At 57.5% G+C, this 25,227-nt stretch carries 23 protein-coding genes and 1 tRNA gene; 11 read left to right on the top strand and 13 right to left on the bottom strand.

The genetic code is table 11. The features are described from left to right. Positions 1–7: 7 nt before the first annotated feature. The 3 genes from ftsR to secA2 form a co-directional block, all read right to left on the bottom strand. Positions 8–754 (bottom strand): transcriptional regulator FtsR, encoded by a 747-nt coding sequence (gene ftsR / locus WM42_RS00255; RefSeq protein WP_061922567.1) that lies wholly within the window; start codon positions 752–754, stop codon positions 8–10. Between the two features lie 39 nt (positions 755–793). Continuing rightward, positions 794–1,225, bottom strand: coding sequence for an oxoglutarate dehydrogenase inhibitor Odhl (odhI, locus tag WM42_RS00250; RefSeq protein WP_062034986.1), 432 nt, complete (start codon positions 1,223–1,225; stop codon positions 794–796). A 98-nt stretch (positions 1,226–1,323) separates the two neighbouring features. Next, positions 1,324–3,615 (bottom strand): accessory Sec system translocase SecA2, encoded by a 2,292-nt coding sequence (gene secA2 / locus WM42_RS00245; protein ID WP_062034984.1) that lies wholly within the window; start codon positions 3,613–3,615, stop codon positions 1,324–1,326. Positions 3,616–3,721: 106 nt separating this feature from the next. On the opposite strand from secA2, the gene WM42_RS00240 reads away from it, so the two are divergent. From WM42_RS00240 to WM42_RS00210, 5 genes are all read left to right on the top strand, one after another. Further along, complete coding sequence (locus WM42_RS00240; RefSeq protein WP_062034981.1) at positions 3,722–4,876, top strand: bifunctional alpha/beta hydrolase/OsmC family protein; 1,155 nt, start codon at positions 3,722–3,724, stop codon at positions 4,874–4,876. Further along, on the top strand, positions 4,873–5,271 hold the full coding sequence (locus WM42_RS00235; RefSeq protein ID WP_062034979.1) for a YchJ family protein: 399 nt from the start codon (positions 4,873–4,875) through the stop codon (positions 5,269–5,271). Before WM42_RS00240 ends, WM42_RS00235 begins: the two co-directional genes overlap by 4 nt. 84 nt (positions 5,272–5,355) lie before the next feature. Next, positions 5,356–5,432: transfer RNA gene (locus tag WM42_RS00230), tRNA-Pro, on the top strand. 401 nt (positions 5,433–5,833) lie between these two features. Then, positions 5,834–7,026 (top strand): IS3 family transposase gene (locus tag WM42_RS00220; RefSeq protein WP_370633393.1). Its coding sequence is split into 2 segments (ribosomal slippage): positions 5,834–6,116 and positions 6,116–7,026, totalling 1,194 coding nucleotides; the frame shifts between segments, so codons are not numbered across the junction. A gap of 221 nt (positions 7,027–7,247) precedes the next feature. Further along, positions 7,248–8,440 (top strand): IS3 family transposase gene (locus tag WM42_RS00210; protein WP_370633393.1). Its coding sequence is split into 2 segments (ribosomal slippage): positions 7,248–7,530 and positions 7,530–8,440, totalling 1,194 coding nucleotides; the frame shifts between segments, so codons are not numbered across the junction. Here the strand turns inward: WM42_RS00210 and WM42_RS13530 are convergent. The 3 genes from WM42_RS13530 to WM42_RS00200 are packed head-to-tail and all read right to left on the bottom strand — an operon-like array spanning position 8,347 to position 11,006. Next, entirely contained in the window at positions 8,347–8,976 is a 630-nt protein-coding gene (locus WM42_RS13530) for a hypothetical protein (protein WP_235591276.1), read from the bottom strand. The genes WM42_RS00210 and WM42_RS13530 overlap by 94 nt on opposite strands. Beyond that, positions 8,973–10,031 (bottom strand): hypothetical protein, encoded by a 1,059-nt coding sequence (locus WM42_RS00205; protein ID WP_235591275.1) that lies wholly within the window; start codon positions 10,029–10,031, stop codon positions 8,973–8,975. The genes WM42_RS13530 and WM42_RS00205 overlap by 4 nt, the downstream gene beginning before the upstream one ends. Further along, positions 10,032–11,006, bottom strand: a complete 975-nt coding sequence (locus WM42_RS00200) for a hypothetical protein (RefSeq protein WP_141740975.1) — start codon at positions 11,004–11,006, stop codon at positions 10,032–10,034. A 69-nt stretch (positions 11,007–11,075) separates the two neighbouring features. On the opposite strand from WM42_RS00200, the gene WM42_RS12810 reads away from it, so the two are divergent. Continuing rightward, entirely contained in the window at positions 11,076–11,384 is a 309-nt protein-coding gene (locus tag WM42_RS12810; protein WP_082787595.1) for a helix-turn-helix domain-containing protein, read from the top strand. 272 nt (positions 11,385–11,656) lie between these two features. Here the strand turns inward: WM42_RS12810 and WM42_RS00195 are convergent, their stop codons facing one another. After that, on the bottom strand, positions 11,657–12,652 hold the full coding sequence (locus WM42_RS00195) for a site-specific integrase (protein WP_062034977.1): 996 nt from the start codon (positions 12,650–12,652) through the stop codon (positions 11,657–11,659). 610 nt (positions 12,653–13,262) lie between these two features. Here WM42_RS00195 and WM42_RS00190 point away from each other — a divergent pair. The 3 genes from WM42_RS00190 (at position 13,263) to WM42_RS00180 (ending at position 14,670) form a co-directional block, all read left to right on the top strand. Next, the gene (locus WM42_RS00190; protein WP_062034975.1) at positions 13,263–13,931 is read left to right on the top strand and encodes a hypothetical protein; all 669 of its coding nucleotides are present in this window, start codon (positions 13,263–13,265) and stop codon (positions 13,929–13,931) included. Between the two features lie 209 nt (positions 13,932–14,140). Beyond that, a complete protein-coding gene (locus WM42_RS00185) occupies positions 14,141–14,452 on the top strand; it encodes an ArsR/SmtB family transcription factor (protein ID WP_005323142.1) in 312 nt (103 codons plus the stop codon). After that, complete coding sequence (locus WM42_RS00180) at positions 14,449–14,670, top strand: hypothetical protein (RefSeq protein WP_005323143.1); 222 nt, start codon at positions 14,449–14,451, stop codon at positions 14,668–14,670. The genes WM42_RS00185 and WM42_RS00180 overlap by 4 nt, the downstream gene beginning before the upstream one ends. Before the next feature lie 388 nt (positions 14,671–15,058). Here the strand turns inward: WM42_RS00180 and WM42_RS00175 are convergent, their stop codons facing one another. Together WM42_RS00175 and WM42_RS00170 are read right to left on the bottom strand one after the other, a co-directional pair. Beyond that, positions 15,059–16,450, bottom strand: coding sequence for a TetR-like C-terminal domain-containing protein (locus tag WM42_RS00175; RefSeq protein ID WP_141740974.1), 1,392 nt, complete (start codon positions 16,448–16,450; stop codon positions 15,059–15,061). Between the two features lie 223 nt (positions 16,451–16,673). Continuing rightward, entirely contained in the window at positions 16,674–16,853 is a 180-nt protein-coding gene (locus tag WM42_RS00170) for an antitoxin (RefSeq protein ID WP_061926171.1), read from the bottom strand. 463 nt (positions 16,854–17,316) lie between these two features. On the opposite strand from WM42_RS00170, the gene WM42_RS00165 reads away from it, so the two are divergent. After that, positions 17,317–18,582, top strand: a complete 1,266-nt coding sequence (locus WM42_RS00165) for a site-specific DNA-methyltransferase (protein WP_062034971.1) — start codon at positions 17,317–17,319, stop codon at positions 18,580–18,582. A 5-nt stretch (positions 18,583–18,587) separates the two neighbouring features. On the opposite strand, the gene WM42_RS00160 is transcribed toward WM42_RS00165, so the two are convergent. The 3 genes from WM42_RS00160 to WM42_RS00150 form a co-directional block, all read right to left on the bottom strand. After that, positions 18,588–19,541, bottom strand: coding sequence for a CE1 family esterase (locus WM42_RS00160; RefSeq protein WP_235591274.1), 954 nt, complete (start codon positions 19,539–19,541; stop codon positions 18,588–18,590). Positions 19,542–19,626: 85 nt separating this feature from the next. Continuing rightward, positions 19,627–21,378 carry an ABC transporter ATP-binding protein gene (locus tag WM42_RS00155; protein WP_062034969.1) on the bottom strand — a complete coding sequence of 584 codons (1,752 nt, stop codon included), beginning with the start codon at positions 21,376–21,378 and terminating at the stop codon, positions 19,627–19,629. Next, complete coding sequence (locus WM42_RS00150) at positions 21,378–22,853, bottom strand: ABC transporter transmembrane domain-containing protein (protein ID WP_062034967.1); 1,476 nt, start codon at positions 22,851–22,853, stop codon at positions 21,378–21,380. Before WM42_RS00150 ends, WM42_RS00155 begins: the two co-directional genes overlap by 1 nt. Positions 22,854–22,921: 68 nt before the next feature. Here WM42_RS00150 and WM42_RS00145 point away from each other — a divergent pair, with 68 nt between their 5' ends. Continuing rightward, positions 22,922–23,725, top strand: coding sequence for a class I SAM-dependent methyltransferase (locus WM42_RS00145; protein ID WP_062034965.1), 804 nt, complete (start codon positions 22,922–22,924; stop codon positions 23,723–23,725). A gap of 14 nt (positions 23,726–23,739) precedes the next feature. Here the strand turns inward: WM42_RS00145 and WM42_RS00140 are convergent, their stop codons facing one another. After that, positions 23,740–25,125: an anaerobic C4-dicarboxylate transporter gene (locus tag WM42_RS00140; protein WP_062034963.1), complete on the bottom strand. Its 1,386-nt coding sequence runs from the start codon at positions 25,123–25,125 to the stop codon at positions 23,740–23,742. Positions 25,126–25,227: the final 102 nt, after the last annotated feature.

The raw sequence follows: 25,227 nt of genomic DNA, 5'->3' as shown, positions 1-25,227 counted from the left end.
GGGAAATCTAGGAGTTGTATTCGTGACGCAGGTCAGTCTTGACCATGGTCGCGTGCAGCGAGACAACCAAAGCGGTCATCTGCTGTGACAATTCCTCGGCCTTCTGCACGGCAGTATCCGAGTTGGAGTTGGCCACCGGGGAGGCAACCTGCGCGATGAGATCTGCTTGGCGGCGGGCATTGTTGCGCAGCGACTTCAGCTGACGCTCTTCAAAACCGAATGCCTTAAGAGCTACTGCGGCAGATACTACGGAGACGTCATCCGCATCGAAGAACCCCGATGCGTCCGGGGTAATCAGGCCAATCTTGACTAGGCCGGCAACCTCCACCTCAGTGGAGCCTGCCTGATCAGCAACCTCTGCGTCAGTAAGACGCGTAACAACCGGAGCACGGAACTGGTCCGGGCTCAGCAACGTTTCTGCCTTGCCAGCAGAAACGATTGCAGTGACCTGGCCGGAATCCATAGCTTCCAGCTGCTCACGGATGACCTTCAGCGGGGTGTAGTTGTCACGCTGAGAGGTGAGAATGTAGAGAAGGCGATCAACGTCTTCCTGAGTGAAACGACGGTAACCGGAGGCAGTACGCTGCGGCGTGATTAGACCTTCAGACTCGAGGAATCGAATCTTCGACACGGTGACGTCTGGGAACTGCTGATTCAGATGTTCCAGGACGACGCCGATCGACATGGTCTTAGCTTTTTTGGCCTTAGCGGTCCCTTTCCGCAGGGCCGCGGCGTTAGACTGTGCTGCGCTCACTATACTTCTCTTGAATTTCTCTAAAGACTCGAAACGTGTTTATTGATTGGCGATGAAGACCAGACGGAACTTGCCGATCTGGATCTCGTCACCCACGTGAAGAACCTGGGAGTTACGCGGCTCGCGGTTGACGTAGGTGCCGTTCAGGGATCCGACATCGACGACCTCAAACTCGCCCTCGTTCACGCGGAACTCAGCGTGGCGACGGGAAACGGTGACATCATCCAAAAAGATGTCTGCCTCTGGATGACGGCCCGCGGTGGTGGTTGGGCGGTCCAACAAGAAGCGGGCACCTGCATTCGGACCACGCTTTACAACGAGGAGGGCTTGGCCCTCGGAAAGGTTTTCCGCACCTGCAACGGAGGTGTCATTACCGGCGGCAGCGCCGTTTTCCATCTCCTTGAGAAGGTCTGCACGGAATACAGAAGTGGTTTCTACCTGCGGTTCCGGCGTACCGGTATGCTCGCTCATTTTTACCTCCGAAGTGTCGGATTAGTGTTGACTTATTCCATATTAGCGATTCGCCCGCTTCCGCGAGCATCCTCACCAGATTTGTTTCATAAATTACTTTAACGGAAGATATTACCGATTCCTTTAAGTACGGAATTTCCTCCGCCAGACAAGGGATTATCGGAGACCATATACGTCCAGGTGGCACTCGGGCGGGCAAGCCCCGAATCTTCCAGGTGAGCACCTTTTTCATCAATGTCCACCGACTTGAAGGTAGCCACCGACTCCTCCACGGCACGTTGCGCCAAATCCTTGAACTCGCGGACCGCAATACGGTGATATTCGTCGATCGGTGTCTCACGGGCAATCGCGCGCAGGTGAATCGACTCACGGACATCGTCCATCAGCTCTAGGTGGTCGGCCCACGCTAGGTCGAGATGGTAGAGCATGATTTCCCGAGCGGCTTTTTCCTTTACCTCTGCGGGAAGTTCGGCAAGCTCCGCGGCACGTTCGGGAGCGCGCTCAGCTAATTCCTCCCAGGCTTTTGCGGTGTCGAGCAGCTTCGCTCGGCGTTCATCGATGATAACGCGTTGATCCGCCAACAGCTGGTTGTACTTCCAAGTCTGCGCGTGAATTTCCAGCAGCTGGCCTTCGGTTACGCGCTGACAATGCGCCACGAAGTCTGCCAGGCGTTTGGATTCAATACGGCCAGTTTCGTCCGGCTGCGCCGAGAGGGCTTCGTCCTCCCCGCCTTGCTTGACGACGTCGTCTTCCAAAGACACGAAGAAGAGCGACAGGCCCGGGTCTCCTTGGCGTCCAGCACGCCCGCGCAGCTGATTATCCAGGCGGGAGGTGCGATGGCGCGAAGTACCGATGACGGCGAGACCGCCCAGCTGCGCGACCTGCTCGCGGTCAGCCTCAGTAGCGCCGCCCAGCTTGATGTCTGTACCGCGGCCGGCCATCTGCGTCGAGACGGTCACGCGTGCGATATCGCCGGCTTCGGCGACGATGCGAGCTTCCTCAGCATCGTTCTTGGCATTGAGCACGCTGACTTCGACGCCGCGTTCGCGAAGTGCCTCGGCTAAATCCTCCGACTCCGCGACATCGTGCGTGCCCACGAGAACCGGCTGGCCAGTAGCGTTAAGGGCCACGATTTCGTCGACAATAGCCTTCGATTTCTCCTCGACCGTGGCATAAATGCGGTCGGCCTCGTCGAAACGCTGCAGTTGTTTATTGCGCTCGATTACAGAAACGCGCAGATCATAGAACTGACGCAACTGGTCAGTCGCCTCAACCGCGGTGCCGGTCATTCCGCACACCGTCGGGTAACGGCGCATCAGCTCCTGCAGAGTGATCGTGTCGAGGATGCGGCCACCCTCGGAGACTTCAAGGCCTTCCTTAGCTTCCACCGCAGCCTGCAGGCCGTCCGGCCAGCGCTGCAAGTCAGCAACGCGGCCGCGGGAGGCGTCGATTAGCTGCAACTTGCCATCTACAACGATGTAGTGGATATCGCGAATCAGCAAGGCCTTGGCGTGCAAAGCCAGATTCACCTTGACCAGAATCGTTCCGATGTTGTCCTCGGAATACAGCGAGTCAATGCCCAACTCGCGCTCGACGCGTGCCGCGCCATCATCGGTCAAAGCAACGGTACGGCCATCTTCGGCGATGACGTAGTCCAAGTCCTCACGAAGTCGCGAAACCACATTGGTGATGTGACCCGTGGGAGCCTCCCCTGGACGGTTTCCTGCCAGTACCAACGGAACCAGAGCCTCGTCGACCAAAACAGAGTCAGCCTCGTCTACCAAAGCGACGTCGGCTCGCGCCTGCACGGTCTGCTCGCGACTAGTGATCTGGTTATCGCGCAGCACGTCGAAGCCGAGCTCATTGACTGGGGCATAAATAATGTCGCAGGAATACGCTTTGCGACGCTGCGCGGCGTCCTTCTTCTCCGTCACGGAGTCTACGGTGAGGCCAAAAAATTCGACTAGCGGGCGCATCCATTCAGCATCCCGATCGGCCAAGTAATTGTTTACCGTCACAAGGTGGACGCGCTTACCGGTCAATGCGAAGCCGGTTGCGGCCATGGCTCCGACGAGGGTCTTGCCCTCACCAGTGGCCATCTGGATGACGTCTCCGGAAAGCAGGCGCAACACCGCTTGGGACTGAACGTGGAAAGGTTGCATGCCAAGCGTACGCTCGCTGGCCACGGCAAGGGCTGCCAAAAATCGCGCTTTATCTGCGATTTCACCCTCACGCACAGAGTCGCGGGCGGCTTGTGCCACGGCGGCGTCGTCAAGCGCGGATAGCTCCTGGGTCGCAGCACCGGAGCTATCCACGATGGCTTTCGACTTTTTATCGTTCCGCTCGCTCTGCGCACCCATGGCCTTCCAAAACCAGCCAAATGCACCCATGTTCGTCTCCGTTACTGTTGAATGCTTCTTAAGTAAATCTTTAACTCTACCGACTCTAGCTAACCCTCTGTGGCCTATGTAGAGACGGCTCTATATCCTAGTCTTTATGCAATCTGTGAACGTGAAGCTCCCGTCCTCCACTGGAACCATGATGGCGGGTACCATTGACTTTCCTGACTCCGCGCCACAAGCCTTTGCGATCTTCGCGCACTGCTTTGCTGGATCGCGCCACACTCCCGGTGCAGCTCGCGTATCTAAGCAGCTCACCAATTTCGGCGTAGCCACCCTGCGCTTCGATTTCCCGGGCCTCGGCCAGTCCGAGGGCAACTTCGGTGAGACCAACTTCAGCCAAAATGTTGCTGATATTCAGGCTGCAGCAAACTGGCTGGCTGAAAACTACTCCGCTCCGCAGCTTCTGATGGGCCACTCCTTGGGCGGCGCCGCCTCCCTGGCAGCGGCAAGCGGTATTCGCTCGCTCAAGGCAGTAGCAACCATTGGCGCACCATTTGATCCTGCCCACTCTGTTTTGCACTACGCCGACAAGATTGGTGAGGTCGACGCAAACGGCGAGGTCGAGGTCATCCTCGGCGGTCGCGCGCTGACCATCTCCCGCCACTTCCTCGAAGACTTGGCGGATACCAACCCAGAGGAATACCTGCGCCGGCTGCGCAAGCCGCTGATGATCTTGCACTCCCCGATCGACCAAACCGTTGGCATCGACAATGCCCAGAACATCTTCTTAAAGACGCGCTACCCCAAGTCCTTGGTGGCCTTGGACAAGGCAGACCACCTCATCACCAAGCAGGGTGCCGCTGCCCGCGCCGCAGACCTCATTGGTGCTTGGTTCGAGCAGTTCATCGTGCCGGAGAATGTACCAACCCACATCGATGAAACCGCAGCTGAAGCGCAGCCGGCAGTCGGCACTAAGTTCGGCGTGGTGGTTCGCCACAATGAGCGCAGCGTCACGGCTGACCGCCCCAAGAAGCAGGGCGGAAAGGGCCAAGGTTTTACCGCGGAGGGCCTGCTGATGTCCGCGCTAGCTGCATCGACCACGCAGACAATTAAGGAAGCCTCCAAAGGCATGCCGCTCGACGACGTCCAGGTCAACGTCACCCATGTGGGGGACACGACGTTTGAGCGCCGCATAAAGCTTGTGGGCGATCTTTCCGCGCAGCAGAAGTCGACCTTGCTCGAGGCCGCGAAGTCCTCTCCTGTTGAGCAGTTGCTGGGCGCCGCCCAAATCGTGGACGTCGAAGCATGATCGTGCTCAACCCCTTGAGCCCCGAAGCCCGCTGCCCTTGTGGGCTCGGGCTTTGCTTCGGCGAATGCTGCGGCAAGTTCCACGGCGGCAAGCCCGCCCCGACCGCAGAGGCCCTCATGCGCTCACGCTTTTCGGCCTTCGTGACCGGCGATGAGGATTACTTACTGCGCACCTGGGACCCGGAAACCCGGCCAGAGCGCCTACACCTGGAAGACAACGGTATCCGCTTTTATCGCCTGGACATCATCGATACCGTCGATGGCGGCCCGCTCGATGATACGGGAATCGTGGAGTTCGAAGCTTTCTACAAAGGCGCGGCCGCAGGCTCCCAGCGTGAGCGCTCCCAGTTCCGGCGCACGCAAGGGCAGTGGGTATATAGCACCGGCGATTTTTAAGCAATACCCAGCTCACACAGGCGATTGGAATCAGTGAATACTACTGATGTAATCTATTCAGGTCGCATCCTCGAGATGTGACGGCGGACTATGGCGCAGTTTGGTAGCGCACTACACTGGGGGTGTAGGGGTCGCAGGTTCAAATCCTGTTAGTCCGACCAAACCGGAAGACGGTTTCGTGAAACTAACTTAAATCGTTTGCGAAACTGCCTCCGATAGATAAACCCACCGCTTCTATGCGGTGGGTTTAGTCGTTTTCGCCGTGATCCAGGCGTTAAACAATAAGACTTCCTTCATGGTTCGTCCCCTCTAAAACGACTAATAGCCCGGAACCTCAAATCGGTTTTCCGAGCTAACTGTGTGAAAAGTATTCAGTTGGTCTTAGGCCACGTGCTGCGCAGGCGGCGCGTTCGGGTGCGCGCCAGCCAGCTCCGGATCGCGCGGCGGATGCGGATCGCGCACCCTAGGTGGTGGTGTCTTTTCATCCCTCGGACCTGACCCCTGTTTGGTAGACACCTGATATCCAGCCCGGTTGGGTTGGGAAGAAAGGTAATCTACCACCATGCCTAGGTATTCCGAACAGTTCAAACGTGATGCTGTGGCCCTCTATGAAAACAATGAGGACCTTTCACTTCACGCGGCTTCAGCAGAGCTTGGAGTCAATCGTTCCTCGCTTTTCTCCTGGCTTCAGCAATACGGCACCGGCAAACGTGCCCGCACGAAGGCCATGCGCGACAACGCCAAGGAGACGACTGATTCCGAGCGAATCCGCCAGCTAGAAAAAGAGAACGCGAAGCTGCGCGAAGAACGCGATATTCTGCGCAAGGCCGCGAAATATTTTGCCGAAGAGACACGCTGGTGATCCGCTTCCAGTTTGTCTATGACCACCGAACCGAGTACTCGGTCAAGCGGATGTGCCATGTGTTAAAGCTCAATCGCTCCTCGTTTTATAAATGGGTCAACACCCACGAAAATCGCAGGTTAAAGATATGTTCCGATGCCCTTATTGGTGCAAGAATCAAGGCCATCTTTGATGATGAGAACGGGCTTTATGGTGCTAAACGCATCGCTGCAAGCCTCAACGACGATACGGACTTCGGCCCGATCAACCATAAGAAGGTTGCGCGCATCATGAAATCCATGGGGCTAAAAGGCTTTAGCAAACGGCGTCGATGCATCACCACCCGGCGCAAGCCTGGTCACCGTGTCATGCCAGATTTAGTAGGCCGTACATTCACCGCTGACGAGCCGAACCGTGTTTATGTAGGCGACATCACCTACCTGCCGTGTAAGGGCGGTAAGAACATGTACCTGGCCACGGTCATTGACACCTATTCACGAAAACTTGCAGGTTATGCACTCGCAGACCACATGCGTGTCTCACTGGTCATCGAGGCTTTGTCCCATGCCAGCACAGTCCGCGGAAGCCTTGACGGGGCTATTTTCCATTCTGATCATGGAAGTGTGTACACCTCACAGGCGTTTAGGGACCACTGCGCCCAACTTGGTGTACGCCAATCCATGGGCGCGGTGGGAACTAGTGCCGATAATGCCCTGGCAGAATCATTTAACGCCACCTTAAAACGTGAAGTGCTACGTGATCGGAAAGTCTTTGATAATCCCATTATCTGCCGGCAGGAAGTCTTTCGATGGTGCATGCGCTACAACACCCGCAGACGGCACTCCTGGTGCAACCTTCTAGCCCCCAATGACTTCGAAGCACTCACATCAGCTACACTGACCCAAGCAGCATAGCTAACCCCCGACGTGTCTACTTTCCGGGGGTCAGGCCCCTCTCCACACGTCCAAGAAAACGCCGGATCATAGAGGCATTGGCCGCAACCACACCAAGGGGCCGTATAGAAGAAAGCCGCAGCAAAACCACGAACAGGTCTACGTGTGTGGGACCTGACCCCTGTTTGGTAGACACCTGATATCCAGCCCGGTTGGGTTGGGAAGAAAGGTAATCTACCACCATGCCTAGGTATTCCGAACAGTTCAAACGTGATGCTGTGGCCCTCTATGAAAACAATGAGGACCTTTCACTTCACGCGGCTTCAGCAGAGCTTGGAGTCAATCGTTCCTCGCTTTTCTCCTGGCTTCAGCAATACGGCACCGGCAAACGTGCCCGCACGAAGGCCATGCGCGACAACGCCAAGGAGACGACTGATTCCGAGCGAATCCGCCAGCTAGAAAAAGAGAACGCGAAGCTGCGCGAAGAACGCGATATTCTGCGCAAGGCCGCGAAATATTTTGCCGAAGAGACACGCTGGTGATCCGCTTCCAGTTTGTCTATGACCACCGAACCGAGTACTCGGTCAAGCGGATGTGCCATGTGTTAAAGCTCAATCGCTCCTCGTTTTATAAATGGGTCAACACCCACGAAAATCGCAGGTTAAAGATATGTTCCGATGCCCTTATTGGTGCAAGAATCAAGGCCATCTTTGATGATGAGAACGGGCTTTATGGTGCTAAACGCATCGCTGCAAGCCTCAACGACGATACGGACTTCGGCCCGATCAACCATAAGAAGGTTGCGCGCATCATGAAATCCATGGGGCTAAAAGGCTTTAGCAAACGGCGTCGATGCATCACCACCCGGCGCAAGCCTGGTCACCGTGTCATGCCAGATTTAGTAGGCCGTACATTCACCGCTGACGAGCCGAACCGTGTTTATGTAGGCGACATCACCTACCTGCCGTGTAAGGGCGGTAAGAACATGTACCTGGCCACGGTCATTGACACCTATTCACGAAAACTTGCAGGTTATGCACTCGCAGACCACATGCGTGTCTCACTGGTCATCGAGGCTTTGTCCCATGCCAGCACAGTCCGCGGAAGCCTTGACGGGGCTATTTTCCATTCTGATCATGGAAGTGTGTACACCTCACAGGCGTTTAGGGACCACTGCGCCCAACTTGGTGTACGCCAATCCATGGGCGCGGTGGGAACTAGTGCCGATAATGCCCTGGCAGAATCATTTAACGCCACCTTAAAACGTGAAGTGCTACGTGATCGGAAAGTCTTTGATAATCCCATTATCTGCCGGCAGGAAGTCTTTCGATGGTGCATGCGCTACAACACCCGCAGACGGCACTCCTGGTGCAACCTTCTAGCCCCCAATGACTTCGAAGCACTCACATCAGCTACACTGACCCAAGCAGCATAGCTAACCCCCGACGTGTCTACTTTCCGGGGGTCAGGCCCGTGGTCACCAATGGCAGCACCACCGCGATTGTTCTTCACATAGTCGTTGCGAGTTTCAATCACATTGCGCCAGGTGCCGTATATTTTCTGCCACTCAGGTGTCTTGTAGGCCGGGCCAGTTTGTCGGTAACGAATACCCTCAGTGTGAGGGATGGTCACAGAGGACTTATTGGTACAGCACTTGCCCTTCTGGCTGCGCGGGGCTTCAAGACTAGGTGATGGGATAATAGGCAATCCTTTAGCGCGAGCATCCTGCCTCTCGGCCTTTTGCACCAAGGGACATACCACTGTCTTTCCTTTACCGCGGCCAGGACAAATAAACTGTTGACTCTCGCCGGTATCATCAACACCTTTACGACGCATAGCATAGGCGCGGCGCTCTTTGATTCGCTCCTTGTAGGTGTCCTCGTCAATAAGACCAGCCCTGAACTGCTCAGTGGCCTCAATCAGTGACTTCGGCATGGCCGGGCAATACCAGTGGCCTTCGACAAGGTTCATGGTTTCAAAGCTGCCGCGCTGGCCCAACTGGTTGGACTTGTAATCACCAACCAGCGTGTATCCCTTTTGCGTAGAGGCTCGTGGAAGTCTTTGGTCTTGGCCACAGCGAAGTACGCACGGTCTCCAACCACCACGCCTTTCGGCGTAGTCGGATCATCGGTGAGGTGCCGCATGGCTTGCAGCCCACGGATCGCCGGGCTGTGACTAGGCCGGTCAAAAGCCATGCCCATAATCAGGTGAGGCTGTGCATATGGGCCTTGATTTCGGATAACCCCAGCCACGAGGGTGGCCTCCCAGCCCCACACGTGCTTGGCGTTCTTCCTGCGCTTGTTTTCGCCATGTGTTTCCTGTTGCTCATCGCGGGAATACCAGCCTGCCTCCGGCTCAGACGACATAAGATCATCCGGTCGGTTCGTCCATCGGTTATTTCCACGGCGAACCCCTGGAATCAGGGTGCCGTCTAGGGTGAGGTCTCCCTGCCAGTTGTTTAGGTACTCCTCGGGCATATCTTTGGTGCTGGCCATGACCAGCTGGTTGAAGACATAGGTGGCGCGCTGCCATTTTTCTTCGCGGCGCTTTGGGTCTTGTTCGTCCATTAGCCGGTTGAACTCAGCACGGGTTAGCCGTACATGGTGTGGGATGTTGTCGAAAGGATCAACCAGTTCTAAAAACCTGTGCAACGCGCGCCACAGGCGGTGGTACCACAGGCCATGCTGAACAAAGTAATTATCGCCCACGCGACGTGCCTTATCGCGGCTGGGCAGCTCAAGGAGTTCCAGGGCTTTTTCAGTGGTGTCTTCACTGGCAAGTAGTGCAACCATGGTGGTCAGATGCATGGGTTGCCCAGAGCGAGCCAGAATCAGATACAGCGCAAGGATGGCGCGGTCGCTGACAGTCTTTGGTCGCCCACCTTTGAGCGGGTCGTATCCCTCCTCGCGCCGCCACGTCTCAAGGTGAAAGCAGATGTCGGTGCGGTCGATGATGCCCAGTGCCCAGGACACACTGGCTCCATCCAGGCGCAGCAGCGGGGTGGGAGTAACCGATATGCGGGCCATTTATCTCTCCTCCCCTGTAGGTTCCACCAGCCGCAGCGGCGGATAGGCCGGTTCGTCCCTATTGCCTGTAGTCCACACCCAATACTCGGCCTCAGTTAGTGCCCCGGCCTCGACGATCATCCGGTGGAAGGTGTCATGGAATGGCTGTATGGTGCCGGTGGCATAGACCAGCTGGTTAAAGTCCACGCGCTCGGCGGCATGATGAGCAATCCAGGTGTAGCGCAGCCTGTTGATGTTGGGTGCAAGCCCGGTACTCGACGGGTTTTGGCTGGTCTTGTGGATAAAGTCAGCTATCAGGTGTGGGCCTGTGGCATCGTTGCGGCGGCGCGCTGAGTTCGGTTTCACCAGTGGTTCGTCGTTACGGTCTGCGCCCACACCGCGCAGGACTTGACGCATGACATCGCCATAAGGCGCGGTCAACGGAATGGTTCGCGACGTAAGGCCTCGCCCACCGCGGGCATGTACTGCTAGCACGGTGCCGAAGTCAGTGAAGTCGCCGTAGGTGCAGTGATAAATCTCCTCTGTGGTCATGCCAGCACCAAGGCCTAAGGCCATAAGGATGTAGGCCACCCGCCGCGATTCGCGGCGGGGTCTAGAGCGCAGCCAATCCGTAATACGGATTAGCTCGTGGGAGGTGTAGGCGCGGCGCTTCGACTTCGCAGCAGGATAGATAACCTCGGGCAACTCTTCGACCCAATCCAGCGCGCCGTGGTGCTCGATGACGTGGCGCGCGCAGCGGTTAAGGAGGCGGCGGGTGGCATCGAGGCTGGTTGTGGATAAATCTGTGCGGTATTGCAGGTAGTTGTGAATGGAGCCGCCGTCTTTAAGCAGCATGATGCAGTTGTCCACGGTTAAATCCACGTACCAGCGGTTATGCACGTAGCAAAAGTATGCCGCGAGTTGACGCTTGCGGTTGCCTGCAGCCACGGGTGTGGTGGCGGGCAGTAATCCGCGCGTAGTCAGTGTGTCGATCACGGCATAGACCTCACTGTATTTAGACTTAAGTGGTTCGTCCTTTAGTTCTGTTGTCTGAAAAGGTGGCTCGTGGCTTCCGACATTCCTGCTGAGGCTCCTGTGAGGCGCTACGCCGACTGGCCCAACGCCCACATCGAGGCCCATGACCCGGTGATGCGGAAGTTGCAGGACTTCGCCCGCAACGTCCAACAGCTCACCATGGACGGCAGCTACCCTTCTGCCAAGCACCTGGCCGAGGCCTGCGGGGTTCCGGCCTCCACCATCACCCGCATCATCCGCGGCGAGATGATCCCGACGGGACGTGTCATCGCCAATATCGAGATCACCACAGGCAAATCCTTGTGGCCGCGCCATAGCAGCCACCGATACGGGATCTAGTGGCCCCAGCGCTGGAAACTGCATGTCTTCCACGCTGGTCAAGTGGCTTTTCGGGTGGCGTTGTGTACTCATGGCCCAAGAGGTGAGCACACATCACCGCCAAAACTGGTGGCGGTACCTTCGTTTTAAGACCACGTAGAAAACCCGCAGGTCAAAGCCTGGTTCGTCCCCTTGTTCAGTTTTGTTGCAATCGAGCCAGTTTGCGTATCCGCAAATATGGTTTGCATATCCGCAAACGGCGGGCCTTAAAAAGACCCCATGTACAGCGCTAGCTACAGCACGTGTAGCCCGCCGACAATTGGCCCGTTGGTGGAGCCTCCTGCCAGCAACATCCGGTAGGCGTGGCGGCGGTTAGCCCCAGCCTCAACCACGTAGTCCTCGAACTGGTGCAGCGACTTTAGCCCTGCTGCGGCACACAGCACATCAGCTGGCACCCCGGCTAGAATCCGGTCAACAATCCAGGTGTTGCGCAGCCTGCGAGTATCCGGCACCATCTCCGGGGACGTGCTCGGTGTCACCCGGCGCAAATACGCCGAGAGCTGACCCACGTGCTCATTGTCGCGGCCCGGCCTAAACAGGTAGTCGTCTGGCGCGGTGGAGTTAATCACGGCTTGTAGTGACTCGATGTGGGTTTTCAGCAGTGGCACCTCGCGCGGGCCTGCCCCGCGGTAGCCATGTGGGAAGACCAGCACGCCGTCCTGGTCTACGCGCACGTCTTGGCCTTTGAGCGTGCAGATTTCACCCGCGCGCAAGCCTGCGCCCAGTGTCAGCGACAGCACGGTTAGGAAGTTGCGGCGGCGCGCAGCCGTGGGCTGGGATAAAGCCCAATCCCACAGGCGGTCGGTGGCGTAGCGGTCGTAGGGTTTAAGCGCTGGCTCATAGGTAATCGGGTGCTGGAAGTCGGGGTTCCAGTCGTCGTTTAGTGCCTCGCCCACCCGGTACAGCAGCGAGCGCTGCGTACCTGCGGTGGACGGGCTTAACTTCGCTCCCGCCCCGGTCAGGAAGTAGTTTCCAATGATGTCAGGATGGAAGACGGTTTCGACGGAGACCACACCGTAGCTCACCCACACCCAGGCGGATAGCTTGGCCACGACATTGAGCGTCATGCGCAGTGTGTCGCGGCTGGTGGACTCGGGCTTAATGTCCAGTGCTCGCACGCAGTCGCGGGTGAAGTCAGCAACCTGGCTCCAGTGCTCCTCGCGCACGGCCTGTGGTGTGTAGTTGGCGATGATTGCCTCAAAGTCAGCTGCGGTGTAGTTACTCGTCATGTCCCTTTCTCCTTAACCCAGCAGTGATTAGGGATGTACAAGATGCAGCAGGCGGGTTCTTTAGCTCAGAGAGCCAGACTGCATCTTGCGCTATCTAGTCTGGTTTGCGGATACGCAATTTTGCAAGGAGGTGGGTCTACATCGCCAACCGCGCAGGTCTTGTTTATATGGCCAGCACCTGCGCGGTTTTATGCGCACTGTCGGGACGAACCTACACACTATGTGGTGTGCACACCCGCGCGATCTCGCCATATCTAGTACCCCGCTAGTGCGACGCGGTGGCCTCCTGATGTGACCTGGAGCCGCGCGGCGATACCGTCTTGTGCCGACGCGCGACTGCCACCACTACATCTAGATCTACTGCCCCCGTGTGAGGTTAGTTAGTCAGGCCGCGACCTGCGCAGCTACAAAAACGCGGTGCGCCATGGTCTAGCGTGAGCACCGTTGGGACAGTTTGCGGATACGCAATTTAGGCCAGTTTCCCACTGACACCCGTACCGCGCGACGCAATCCCGATCCACCGCGCGGACAGTTTGCGGATACGCAAACGCACACCCCGCAAGCTGTGCCCACTCCACCTGTCCACACCGCACACGAAAGGGGACGAACCATGTCCATCCTTGACCTCACAGCACCCCTGTACTGCCAGTACTTCACCGCCGAACTTGAGGTAGACGACCTCGCCCAAGTCACCGAAACCCTGAAACAAGGAAAGCAGGTAGCCAACACCATCCTGTCCATGTCCACCGCCGCGCTCTACAACCACGTCCTTGACTTCACAGGCCCAAAGGGGCGTATCAGCGAGCGCGAAATCAACGTCCTCACCGCGTTTAACTCCATGTCCGTAGCCACCGCCCCGGTGCGCGTGACCTTCGTTACCTTGGCCGACACCTACGGCAACCGCACAGGACTCACCCGAATCCAAGGCGGTGAGTCCGCCCGCGGCCTAATCCCGCTTACCCGGTCTGTAAACGAGGCCACGGTTGCAGACATGTCTGCCACCACACCAGGACTCACCATCAATCTGCCCAATAGTGTCCACGACGACCTGATCATTCGCTGCACGACTTTTGACCCGGACGGGTGCGTTCCCGAAGCAAAGGACGAGTTTCCCGGCGTGGACTACTGCCCTAGCCTGTACCACCTTTTTCGGGACGAACCATCTCCAGGCATCGACATCACCCACGACATTATCCGCGCACTACTTCCCTACCGCGGGATCCACATGGAGGTAGAGCCGAGGATTCTCGATGGCGATGTAGACATCGAGCGGCTGTAGCTGCTGGCTACGCTGTAAGCCATGAAGGAACCCAGCTGTGGTGTGTGCTGCGGCTGGGTTCCTTCATGGGGAGGGTGAAGAGGGGACGTGATGGGACACCGGCCACGTCTTAAGTCGGGCAACGTCTCCGCCAGACCCGGCAGAACTTGCACACCGCCGACTGTAAGCATATACTTACACCTGACATCGTTCGATTACGATACGGAGGGATGATGGACGCAGCACGGCTCGCTCAGATGCTCAGTGCTCTCGGAAGTGAGCCTCGGTTGCGAATTATCGCCTCCCTAGAGACGGATTCGACCCATGTCAGTGAGCTGGCCCGCCGACTCGGGATGTCTCGGCCACTGCTCTACCAGCACCTCAACCGCTTGGAAGCTGCTGGACTCATCGAGAGTGGCCTGGAACAGCTCGGAGAGAGCCGAGTGAGGAAGCACTACTGGGTCGCTCCGTTTCAGCTTGAAGTAACTCCAGACCACATTAGGCACCTGATTAATCAAGAACAGAAAAGGGAATCTTCGTGACACTTACCGCTACCGTATTTCTTGTCATCCTCGCCGCCGCACTACCACTCGCGATCTTCGTTGCTCTTACCGTCTGGGTGGTACGCACCGTCACCAGCGCACGACGCGAAACGGCGACGGCGATCGATGGTTCCAACCAACTCATCGTGGAGCACCTACGCAACATCACCGAGCGGTTGGATCGGATTGAGGCCCAACTCAGCGAGATCCCCGAGTAATCAGGCTCTTCCTTAAACAAGGGGCGCGGTGGTTTTGGCTCCGCGCTATGGGCTGTCACAGCGTATGCGCTAAGCGCGTCGCGTAGACCTCCAGCAACATAAACTTGCTTGTGACTTTGGCGGCGGGGTGTGTCTCCGGTCGTGGCGTTATCCTGTCCCTCTCGCGGATAGGGGCTAGGACTGGGGACGAACCACGTGGTGTGCCCCCACCTCCGACACCGCCCCGGCCCACCTGCCGACGGAACCGGGAACGGAAACCGACGGAAACCATAGCTGTGGTTCGGGTCGTTGCAGGTGGGTGGGTAGTTTCGCAAAAGACTCCGGAAAAGAAACCGGCTTTGGGCAGTAGTCATCTACCGCTTAAAGCCGGTTTCTTCATTTTCGACCACTAAAATCCTTGAATCTGGCCCTTGATTCCCAAGTGCTCCGCGATGCCCACGAGCTCGATGTCGAAGATGCGTGAGGCTAGGTCAAAGAGGAATTCACGGGGTTGGTCGCGCAGCGCGCCAAAGGTTGTCAGGTGCGCGAAACCGTGGATGGTGGACCACATCGACATGACCATCGTGTACAGCGCCCATGGAGTACGAGGGCCACCGGCCTCGTCGAGGGCATCGCGCGCAATCGTCATGAAATAGCCGAAGGTCTCGCCCATCTCGAAACGCGAATTGATTAGGTCCTTGCGTTCAAAAGACGCTGGCACGATGGAACCTGAGGTAATCATCGTCAGGCCTAAGAAGCCTACTGGGTCATGGTGCGCGAAGCCTAAATATCCGAAAGCACACGCCTTCATCGTACTAAAACCGAGACTCTTCCCGCCTGCGTAACGCATCTGTTCGCGGAGATGCTCGTGTGCGATGGCATCGATATGACTTTCCAATAAGGAAAGGAGCTTTTGATCTCCCTCTATAAAATGCGTCGCCCGGTCGAAATCGATACCAGCACGTTCGGCGGCAGTGCCGAGATGCATATTGCTAAGGCCGGAGTCGACGATGTCCTCCACCGCGCCGCGCAGTAGAGCCCTAACTACTTCCCCATCGTTGCCTCGTGGCAAATCTTTGGCGCGAATTCTTTTATCAGCTGGGAGGCCACCTCCCATCGCAACTGGATCCTGCGGAGGGATAGCACCGTGCGCGAAACCTACTGCCAACCCGGCGCTTAGGTAGTCCAAACAGGCATTGAAAGTCTGCTTCTTCGCGGTTGGCGAAAGATGTCGAAGCACGCCCGTGGTACACAGATGGGAGATACCGTGGACACCAACCAAAAGGCTCACGGCTTGGATACGGACCAAGTCTGCATCGCGCGGTCCGCCAGCTTCCTCTATGCAATCGCGTGCGATGTTGAGCAGAACATCCAGCGTGGGGCGCTTGCCGGAGCGCTGGAGATAATCATCGAAGCTCAGCTCATAAGAGTGCAGGCTCGGAGCTGCTTGCGTAAACGTGAAGGCGTCGAAATAGACCGGATGCTTCTGCGCGAACTCGAAAAAGCCAGTAGCCATGGCTCGCATACGATCGAGCGCCGTGGCATCAGGGCTTAAGTACTTTTCTTGCTCATCTAGATAGTGGATGACCAGTTTGTCGAGGTAAGCTTTAGCCTCATCAGCCAATTGCTCATCAGATGCAAAAAGCTTCTTCGCCTTTTTGACCTCAACATCGGTCTGTTCGGCGACGGTACACACTGCAACGGCATCGCGTCCGGCGCGCGCAATGACGCGAACTGCCAGATCTAGCATGCACTGTCGTGGCGAACCCGAGGCCAAGCGAGCATCTACAGGTGTATTCACGCACTCCACCCTACTGTGGTCTAGGTATCCGTTCCGGGAAAATTGATGCGCTCAGCATCAATTAAGCAAACACATATGACATAGCCGACATGTCCGAGCTTTGCCCTCCGATGGAGGTGCCGGCCTAAAACCCACAAAGCTCCCAGCAAACCAAGTTGCCGAGAGCTTTGGATTAATTCACCGAGATTGGGACACTGGCTAGGCCCCAATCAAACAATAAGCTTTAGGCGCCAGCGTTGCCGATCTGGTCATCGAGCTTGTCGCGACCCTGCTGAATCTTGTCAGCCTTGTCCTCGCCGAACTTCTGCTCTGCCACCTCAGCAGCCTTGTCGAGGCCCTTATCGGAGATCTGCTCGCCCTTGTCGGAGTTCAGTGCGTCCTTTGCCTTGTCGAAGATACCCATTTAGCATCCCAACCTTTCTAAAATACTTTCGATATATCTTTCACCGCACTCCCCGATGAAGGCTAAACCCCTTCATCGCGAATGCTTTTTCCACGCTACATACGTTTGCCAGTTCATGCCATAAAGAATTATTTAAAGACGGGAATAGGCCCGCCATTTTCGGACAATCGCAGTCCATCCACCTTTCCTTAAAATTTTCAGATTTCTCAGGATTCACCTGCAATAACACCCCCGAGTCCACCCCCGGTTTTAAGCATTTATTCCAGCAATATAAGAGTCAACAAATTAAGTAAAATTAGGGGATGCTAGCGTAGCAGAACATCACGCAAATGCTCCTGGCGGTCGTTTTCTGGCGTTTTCCATCGGAACGCGCGCAAACTTGCAAAAATGAAAGCCGCGGCATGGGAGGATGACCCAGCCCCCATCATTTCCCCCACCACCAAAACTCATCCGCTTTTCAGTCATGACTTCAACCCACAGCGACTCCGCGAGCTCTCCAACTGCCGATTTCCAAGCCCAAGAGGAATTCTTTGGGCTTGTCTGGCCAGGCAAGGCGCAAGCAGCAGAACAAGCCAAAATTGCGACCACCAAGCAAAAGATTGCAGTGTCAACGCCGGCAGCTTGTTCCAATTCCATCGTCGAAGGCGACAACCTCGACGCGCTCAAGCTGATGGTGGCAGATGGCTTTGCTGCCGATGTCATCTACATCGACCCTCCGTATAACACCGGCAAAGACTTTGTTTACAAGGACAATTACCGCAAGCGCCGCAAAATGAACTCCGGCAGCTATAGCGGCTGGCATGCGCAGTGGCTGTCTATGATGCTCCCCCGGCTCATCCTCGCGCGACAGGTCCTCAAAGACACCGGTTTTATCTTTGTCTCCATCGGTGAAGATGAAAGTGCCAACGTACGCAAAGTGCTGGATGAAATATTCGGTGAGAACTGTTTTGCCGGACAATTGATCTGGAAAAAGGGCGGGACTGGAAAGAACGACTCCAAATACGCGGTGGTCGAGCACGAGTACATTTTGGTTTATGCCAAGTCCCCAGCTAACCCCGGTTTCAACGCCGATTCTGAAGGGCATACCACGACCAAGTACAACTTCAGCGACGAGAAGGGAAACTATTCGCTGGTCCGCCTGGACTCCAAGACACTGGGTTATCTTCCTTCCCTAGACTTTCCCATCGCTGATCCCCAAGGCCGCGAATACTGGCCCGACCAGCCAGCCGGCAAAGACAAGGTCGCACGCTGGCGCTGGGGCAAAGATAAGGTCGAGGCCAACTATGAGCAATTGGTCTTTCGACGCGGCTTTGTCTACACGAAGAACTATCAGAAAAAGGGCGCGCGGCCACGTTCCATCCTGGACGGTGAACGCTTTGGCGTCACACGCGCTGGACGCCGCGATGCGGAGGACGTCATGGGAGTTCAGGGCGTGTTCGATTTCCCGAAGCCAGTGCGCCTTATCAAGCACCTCATCGCCATCGCCGACGGTCCCGACGCCGTAGTGCTTGATTTCTTCGCCGGATCCGGCACTACCGCTCAGGCGGTCCTGGAACTCAACAGCAGCGACGGCGGCTCCCGCAGCTTTCACTTGGTCCAGATGCCGCAACCTACCGATAGCAAAGGCCCGGCTTTTGCCGCGGGGTACAAGACGGTCGCAGACATTTGCGTCAGCCGCGTCGCCGCCGTACCAAACGCTAAGTTTGCACACTACGTCCTGCAGGATTAGCAAGACTACTTCGTTTTCTTGCCAGATTCTGGGTCAATGGTGCCTGCGGGGCGACCTGGAATACCGAAGAAATCGAGAACGCGGTCTGTGGCAAAGCCCTTGCCTACCTCCGCGCGATCGTCGGCAAGCCCGCCCGGCCAGATATGCGAGCCGCCGCCGATACGGATGTGCTGCAGCGGAGCCTTACAACCAATCCACGTTTGCTGCAGAGCGTTGTTAACCAGCTGCGTCGTTGAGATCTGCGTGGTGCATTCATTCCGGCGCCGGTTTTGCTCCATGACTTCCGCTACCGAATCGTACTTAGTGGCATGACGGGTTCCGCCGTAGTACTCCACCACGGGGTCATCGGTGCCGTGCATATCGAGGCGGCCGACTGGGGCTTCCGAACAGCCCTGGTGAATGCCCTCATAATAGGCCGCAGACACCGTTGCGATAGAGCGGAAAGTCTCCGGCATACGGCACGCCAAAAAGGCAGCAAATCCACCGCCGTTGGATAGGCCCGCGGCAAAGATACGGTCATCATCTACCGCATAGGTAGCACGCAAGCTATCAACCATGTCTGCAACGAATTTAAGGTCTTCTTCCTCGCTCGTTTTCGCATAAGGCGCCGGCGTCCAAGCATTATCCTCACCTTCTGGATAAACCAGAATGGCCTTCGCGGAGTTGAACTCCGTATAGCCCTCAATGGTCTTGGGTTTCTCGCCCCAACCGTGGAAGACCATCACCACTGGCCAGCGCTTATCCGCGTCATAGTCTTCCGGCACATGCAGCAGGAAGTTGCGGCCATTCGGCATATTAATCTGCTTGGTTTGACCTGGCTCCGGGCCATCCAAAGGCGCTGAGACAGGGATGCCGAGGTCAGAGTCCTTATCCCAGAGCGTTCCGGACTCTGGCGCAGGCTCCTGCGTTGGCGTTGCCGAACAAGCTGTGGCAAAAGCCAAATTTAGACAAAACAGCACAAGCAGTGATTTCTTTAGGCTGCTCCGAGTAGAGCTGGCAAAAGCCCACCACAAGTTGGAACAACGAGCATTAAGGGACACCTTCTTAGTCACGTCCTTTCTGCCACGCGTTCCACAATTGTTGATATCGGCCTTTAGAATCTAGCAGCTGCGCATGAGTGCCCTGTTCAATCACACGGCCATCTTCCATAACCAGCACACAATCAGCCTTGGCGGCTTGGTCAAGACGGTGGGCAACCATAAGTGACGTGCGTCCTTTTGTGACGGCATCGGCAGCCGCGTCGAGTGCGCCCGCACCACGCGAACCGGCCTCCGCAGTTGCCTCATCTAGCACCACGATTGCCGGATCCAGCAACATGATACGAGCCAGCGCCAGTTGTTGCGCTGCAACGGGGTCCAGCTGAATGCCCCAAGCGCCCACGACTGTATCAAGGCCATCGGCCAAGTCCTCAACCCAGTGCGCCTGCACGGCACGCAGTGCCTGCCAGATTTCCTCATCACTGGCATCGGGTTTTCCCAGGGACAAGTCATCGCGCAGCGTGCCGGAAAAGACGTGGACTTCCTGGGAGACCATGGCCAGGCGGGTAACTCGCTCGGCGTCGGAAAGCCGCGAGACCTCTACCCCATCAACCTTGACGCTGCCAGCACTCGGCACGCGCAGGCCAGCCAGCAGCGCCGCAACTGTAGTCTTTCCCGCGCCGGAAGCACCCACCAGTGCGATGGACTGGCCTGGCGCGATGCTGACGTTGACATCACGCACCGCCCACGCGTTATCGCCATAGCTAAAGCTAACGTCCTCCATCGCGACCTCACCGCGCGGAGCCGGAGCACCCGCGGGCGGAATTGCCGCGGGCGGATCCGTGGTAACGCCAACGATGCGTGCGAGAGAGGCATAGCCCGACTGAACCGTATCCAGCACGCGCATAAGCCCGAGCAGCGGGCCACGCAGACGGATAAGCATCAGCATCGCCGCCGTTACTGAACCCACCGTCATCGCGCCCTGCGTTGTGACCCAAAAGCCCACCAAAAGGCCGACGCTCAACATCACCAGCTCCACGGTGGTGATCCATAGCTGCAAGACCATCATCGTGCGCCTTGCGGCGAAGCCATGCTCAACTACTTCACGGGACGCGCTATTGATGCGATCACGCATCTGTGGCTCCATCTGATAGGCCCGCACAGTGGCACGGCCGCGGATTGTCTCCAGGATGCGTCGCGCACGCTCCGCCATGGAGGCGCGCTCGTCTGCATAGCGCTGCGGCGCATGGCGCAAGTAGTTGCGCGCGGCAAAGAAATAAATCGGCGCGGCACAAACCACCACCAGCAAGAACTGCCAGTCCAGGGTTACCAGGGCGATGGCGGTAGTACAGATGGCAAACAGCGAGCTCGTAAGAACCGGCACTGTCTCTGTCACGGCGGAGGAAAGCTCGGCGACGTCATCCGTTGAACGTGAGACTAAATCGCCTGAGCCAGCCTCCTCCACGCGGTGGACCGGCAGGCCCAAGGCCGTGCCGACAGTCTCCTCGCGCAGGTTCGCAATTACTCGCTCAGTAACGCGCGATAGTAGGTAGAAACCGACTGCGGAAAGCCCCGCCGAGGCAATCGCAACCACGATGAGCCCAATGCCAATGCCGCTGAGACTGCGCAGCTGCCCGCTCTCCTCAACTACCGCATCGACAATCTTGCCCAGCAGCACCGGGATATAGACATTGGCCACCGCGCCACCGGTAAGCAATGCCAGCGCCAGGAAACAGACCTTGCCCGCATTCGGTAACGCCTTCACGTGTTCGCCCACCCTGCGGCGGACCTGTGGCCAGGTTGCAGGAGGAAAACGCATTAGATGTCCTCCCCTTCGCTCGCATGCGCGGCTGCAGCAGGCTCGCTCACACTATCGGCCACTGCGGTCCATGCAGGAGCATTGGTATATACCACGGTGATCATCCCGCGGCGGGCGTCACGCACGCGCTCAGCGACGACCTGTTCTGTCACCGAGTCCAGCGCAGTGGTCGGGTCCTGCAGAACGAGTATCTGGGCATCAGCCGCTATGGCGCGCGCCAACGCAACGCGCTGACGCTGACCACCAGACAGCGCACCGCCGTTTTCGCCGACCTCCTTTTCCAGACCGCCGGGAATATCCTCCGCCGCCGCGACATGCAGCGCTCGTTGCGCCGCAGCCTTATCCGCAGCAATGTTGGACGCAACGGAACCTGCAAAAAGATCCGCCGCATGCGGAGCAACTAGGTAACGATTCCGCGGCAGGTCAACAAGTTCCTCAGGCGCCGCCCCCTTGATGACGTGCAGGCCAGGCTGCCAGCCAGGATCCCTAGCATCCGCCGCCTCACGGAAAGGCGCGTTGAGCAAAGCCGTAATGCGGCGACCACTGGCTTGTGCAGCCGCCCACCGCGAGGCAATGTTTTTGCCCATCATCGTCATCGGCGTGATGACGAACTGCGTTAGGCCGACCACTGTAATGAGTTGCCCAACGCTCATCGCGCCCTTTACCGCCATCGCCGCGGCGGCCAAAGCCACCACGATGACGTAAATGGAACCGACCGCTTCCGTCGTGGCATTCAGCCGCGCGCGGGCACCGTTGGCAGAAACCGTCTTTGTATAGGCCGTGTCCGATACCAACGAATAACGGCGCCGCACCGTCGCGATAGCGCCTAGGCCTTTCAGAATGCGCAGGCCGTCAACCACATCGGTGGCCATCGCGGAAGCTTGTGCCAGGGCAGCCTGACGCGCGCCCGAGCGCCGCCGCAAAGGCTTCGCCGCACGCAGAGAAAACCAAACCACCAGCGGTCCCCCGAGCAAGATGGCAATTCCCAGCACCCAATTAACGTGCGAAGTCATCACCGCGACGTAGACAATGGCGCTAACTTCCGCCACGGGAAAGACAGTCATGATGACCGCATCAGACACGCGCTTGGTATCTGAGGACGCGATGGACAGTAACTCGCCCGCTGTATGTTTCACACCAGTAATCCCCCGCGGATCCTGAATGCGATCCGTCACCGCCATGCGCAAGTCATGGCCAACCTCCAGCATGGCTCGGGAAAACATTCCGCGCGCGCACCATGCCGCCGACGCATTAACGCAAAAAATAGCGAGCAAAATCCCCAACCAGCGCAGCAAAGAGGAAAAGGACTGATTAGCAATCGCACCATCGATAGCGTTTCCTACAACAACTGGCGTCATGCCGTTGCACAAGAATGAAACGGACATCAATACGGCCGCAGGGATCGTCTTTTCGCGCCGAGAAAACACGGTCTTTAAAAGCCACCGTGAATCCTGAGGTACGGGAAGTCTCGACATGGTGACCCATTCTATTTCAGCCTGGATAATTTTCCGGAAACGTCTAACGCGGTAGGTTATAAGTCCATATGACTTCTCATTTGCCCAACCCCGCGCATTTTCCGAGTTACCGCAAGGCCTCGGAGAAACAAACCCCCACCTTCAAGGGGGCGGAACATCGTGCAGCCTCCGCACGTGCTTTCGTTCAGGGCGCCGATAACTACCATGACGTGCGCCCCAGCTACCCTGCCGAAGTAGCCGCACTAATAGCGGATGCCCACACAGTGGTCGATATCGGCGCTGGCACCGGTAAACTCACCCAAACGCTGCACAATCCCGTCGTTCTGGCCTGCGACCCTTCCCCCGACATGACGCGCGTGCTGCGCACCCAGCTCGGCATTCCAGCTTGGAGGGCGGTGGCGGAGAGCACTGCGCTTGCCGACGCCTCCGTGGACGCTGTCGCCTGCGCCCAGACCTGGCACTGGGTCGATGTGGAAAAAGCCTGTAGAGAATTCGTTCGAATCGTGCGACCAGGCGGCAAGGTGCTTCTCGTGTGGAACACCCTCGACGTGGGCGCCGACCCGTGGATCCTGCGGCTTGCCCGCATCATGCACTCCGGCGATATCCAGCGCCCCGGCTTCCTACCGGAGCTTTCCTCCCCTTGGGAAATCGAGCGCGAACTGCGGCTTAACTGGGCGCATACGCTCTCCCCGGAACAGCTACATCAATTGATGCACACCCGCTCTTATTGGCTGCGCAACGGCGAGAAAATCCACGAGCGCATGACCTATAACCTTAACTGGTATCTCTTTGAGCACATGGGCTTTGCGCCCGGCCAGGCAATAGACATCCCGTATCGCACGGATGCCTTCTTGCTGCGCCGAGCGCAATAGGGTTCGCACTAGGGCTACAGAAGCACCGTTGCCAGCAGGGAGCCCACGACGCAGGAGGTAAACACCGAGATCGCGCCGGGGATGATGAAGGAATGGTTTACCACGAACTTGCCGATGTGCGTGGTGCCGGTGCGGTCGAACCCGATGCAGGCAAGGTCCGAAGGGTAGGTCGGCAGGATGAAGTAGCCATAGGCGGCACCGTAGAAGCCAACAATGATGGCTGGGTCAATGCCCAGGGACATTCCGATCGGCGCAATGGCTACCAGAGCGGCGGCCTGGGAGTTGACCAGCTTGGACACGACGATCAGGACGATGGCATAAGCCCACGGAGCGGTCTCCACAATTCCGCCCAGATTAGATTCCAGAGAGTCGATGTGGGCTTCGAAGAAGGTATCGGCCATCCAGGCCACGCCGAAGACCGAGAACACTGCAGTCATGCCCGCCTTGAACACTGGCGTGGAGGCGATCTTCTTGTTGTCGACGTCGCAGAAAATCAGGATGATTGCACCGGCGACCAGCATGACCATTTGAATGACCAGGTTCATCGACAGGGCCTTCAACTCACCGTCCTCATTCGGGAAGGAAGGACGCAGGACGTCGAATGCGCCCAAGATGACCACGATGGCGATGGCGGATAGGAAGACCGCAACGGAGCGCTTTGCCGACGCCGGGAATACTTCGTCCAGCAGGGAATGACTGGAGGCAGAGATGGTCTTGGCAAACTCCGGATCCTTCATCTTCTCTTGGAAGACTGGGTCCTTATCAAGGTCCTTACCGCGACGCAGCGACCAAAGGGCAGCCAGAAAGACGCCGGAAAGCGATGCCGGAATGGCGACCATGAGGATCTGTGGGATGGAATAGGACGTGCCGGTGATACCAGCGTTCTCAGCGATGATGGAGGCTAGGGACACCGTGGCAACGGAAACTGGCGAGGCGGTGATACCCATTTGCGCAGAGGTCGAAGCAACCGCCATTGGGCGCTCCGGGCGAATGCCCTTCTTCAGGGCGATGTCCTCGATGATGGGAAACATCGTGTAGACCACGTGGCCGGTACCGCACAGAACGGTCAGGAACCAGGTGGTAAGCGGAGCCAAGATAGTGATGCGTTCTGGATGCGCACGCAGGAATTTCTCCGCGAACTGCATCATCACTTCGAGGCCTCTCGCCTGCTGCAGCGTAGCCGCACAGCCGATGACGGCGATGATGGTCAGCATCACGTCCACCGGTGGCTCGCCCGGAGCCAGGCCGAAGACGAAGACCATGATGATAAGGCCGATGCCGGAGATAAGGCCCAAGCCGAGGCCGCCGTAGCGGGTGCCGAGCAACAGCGCGGAGAGAATGACGATGACTTGAAGAACGATCGCCACTACTGAGGTGGGATCGAGAATTGCGGCTAACATGTCGCGCCTTTCGGAAAACCAAATCAATTACACATACTTAGACTATCCAAACGGGCATGACATCACAGAACCAAAAAGACGAGCTATTCGTCACACTTAGAG

Origin of the sequence: Corynebacterium simulans (assembly GCF_001586215.1) — a bacterium.
Classification (GTDB): Bacteria; Actinomycetota; Actinomycetes; order Mycobacteriales; family Mycobacteriaceae; genus Corynebacterium; species Corynebacterium simulans.
Note: the sequence above shows the minus strand (reverse complement) of the source record. Positions and strands in the feature narration are given on the sequence as shown.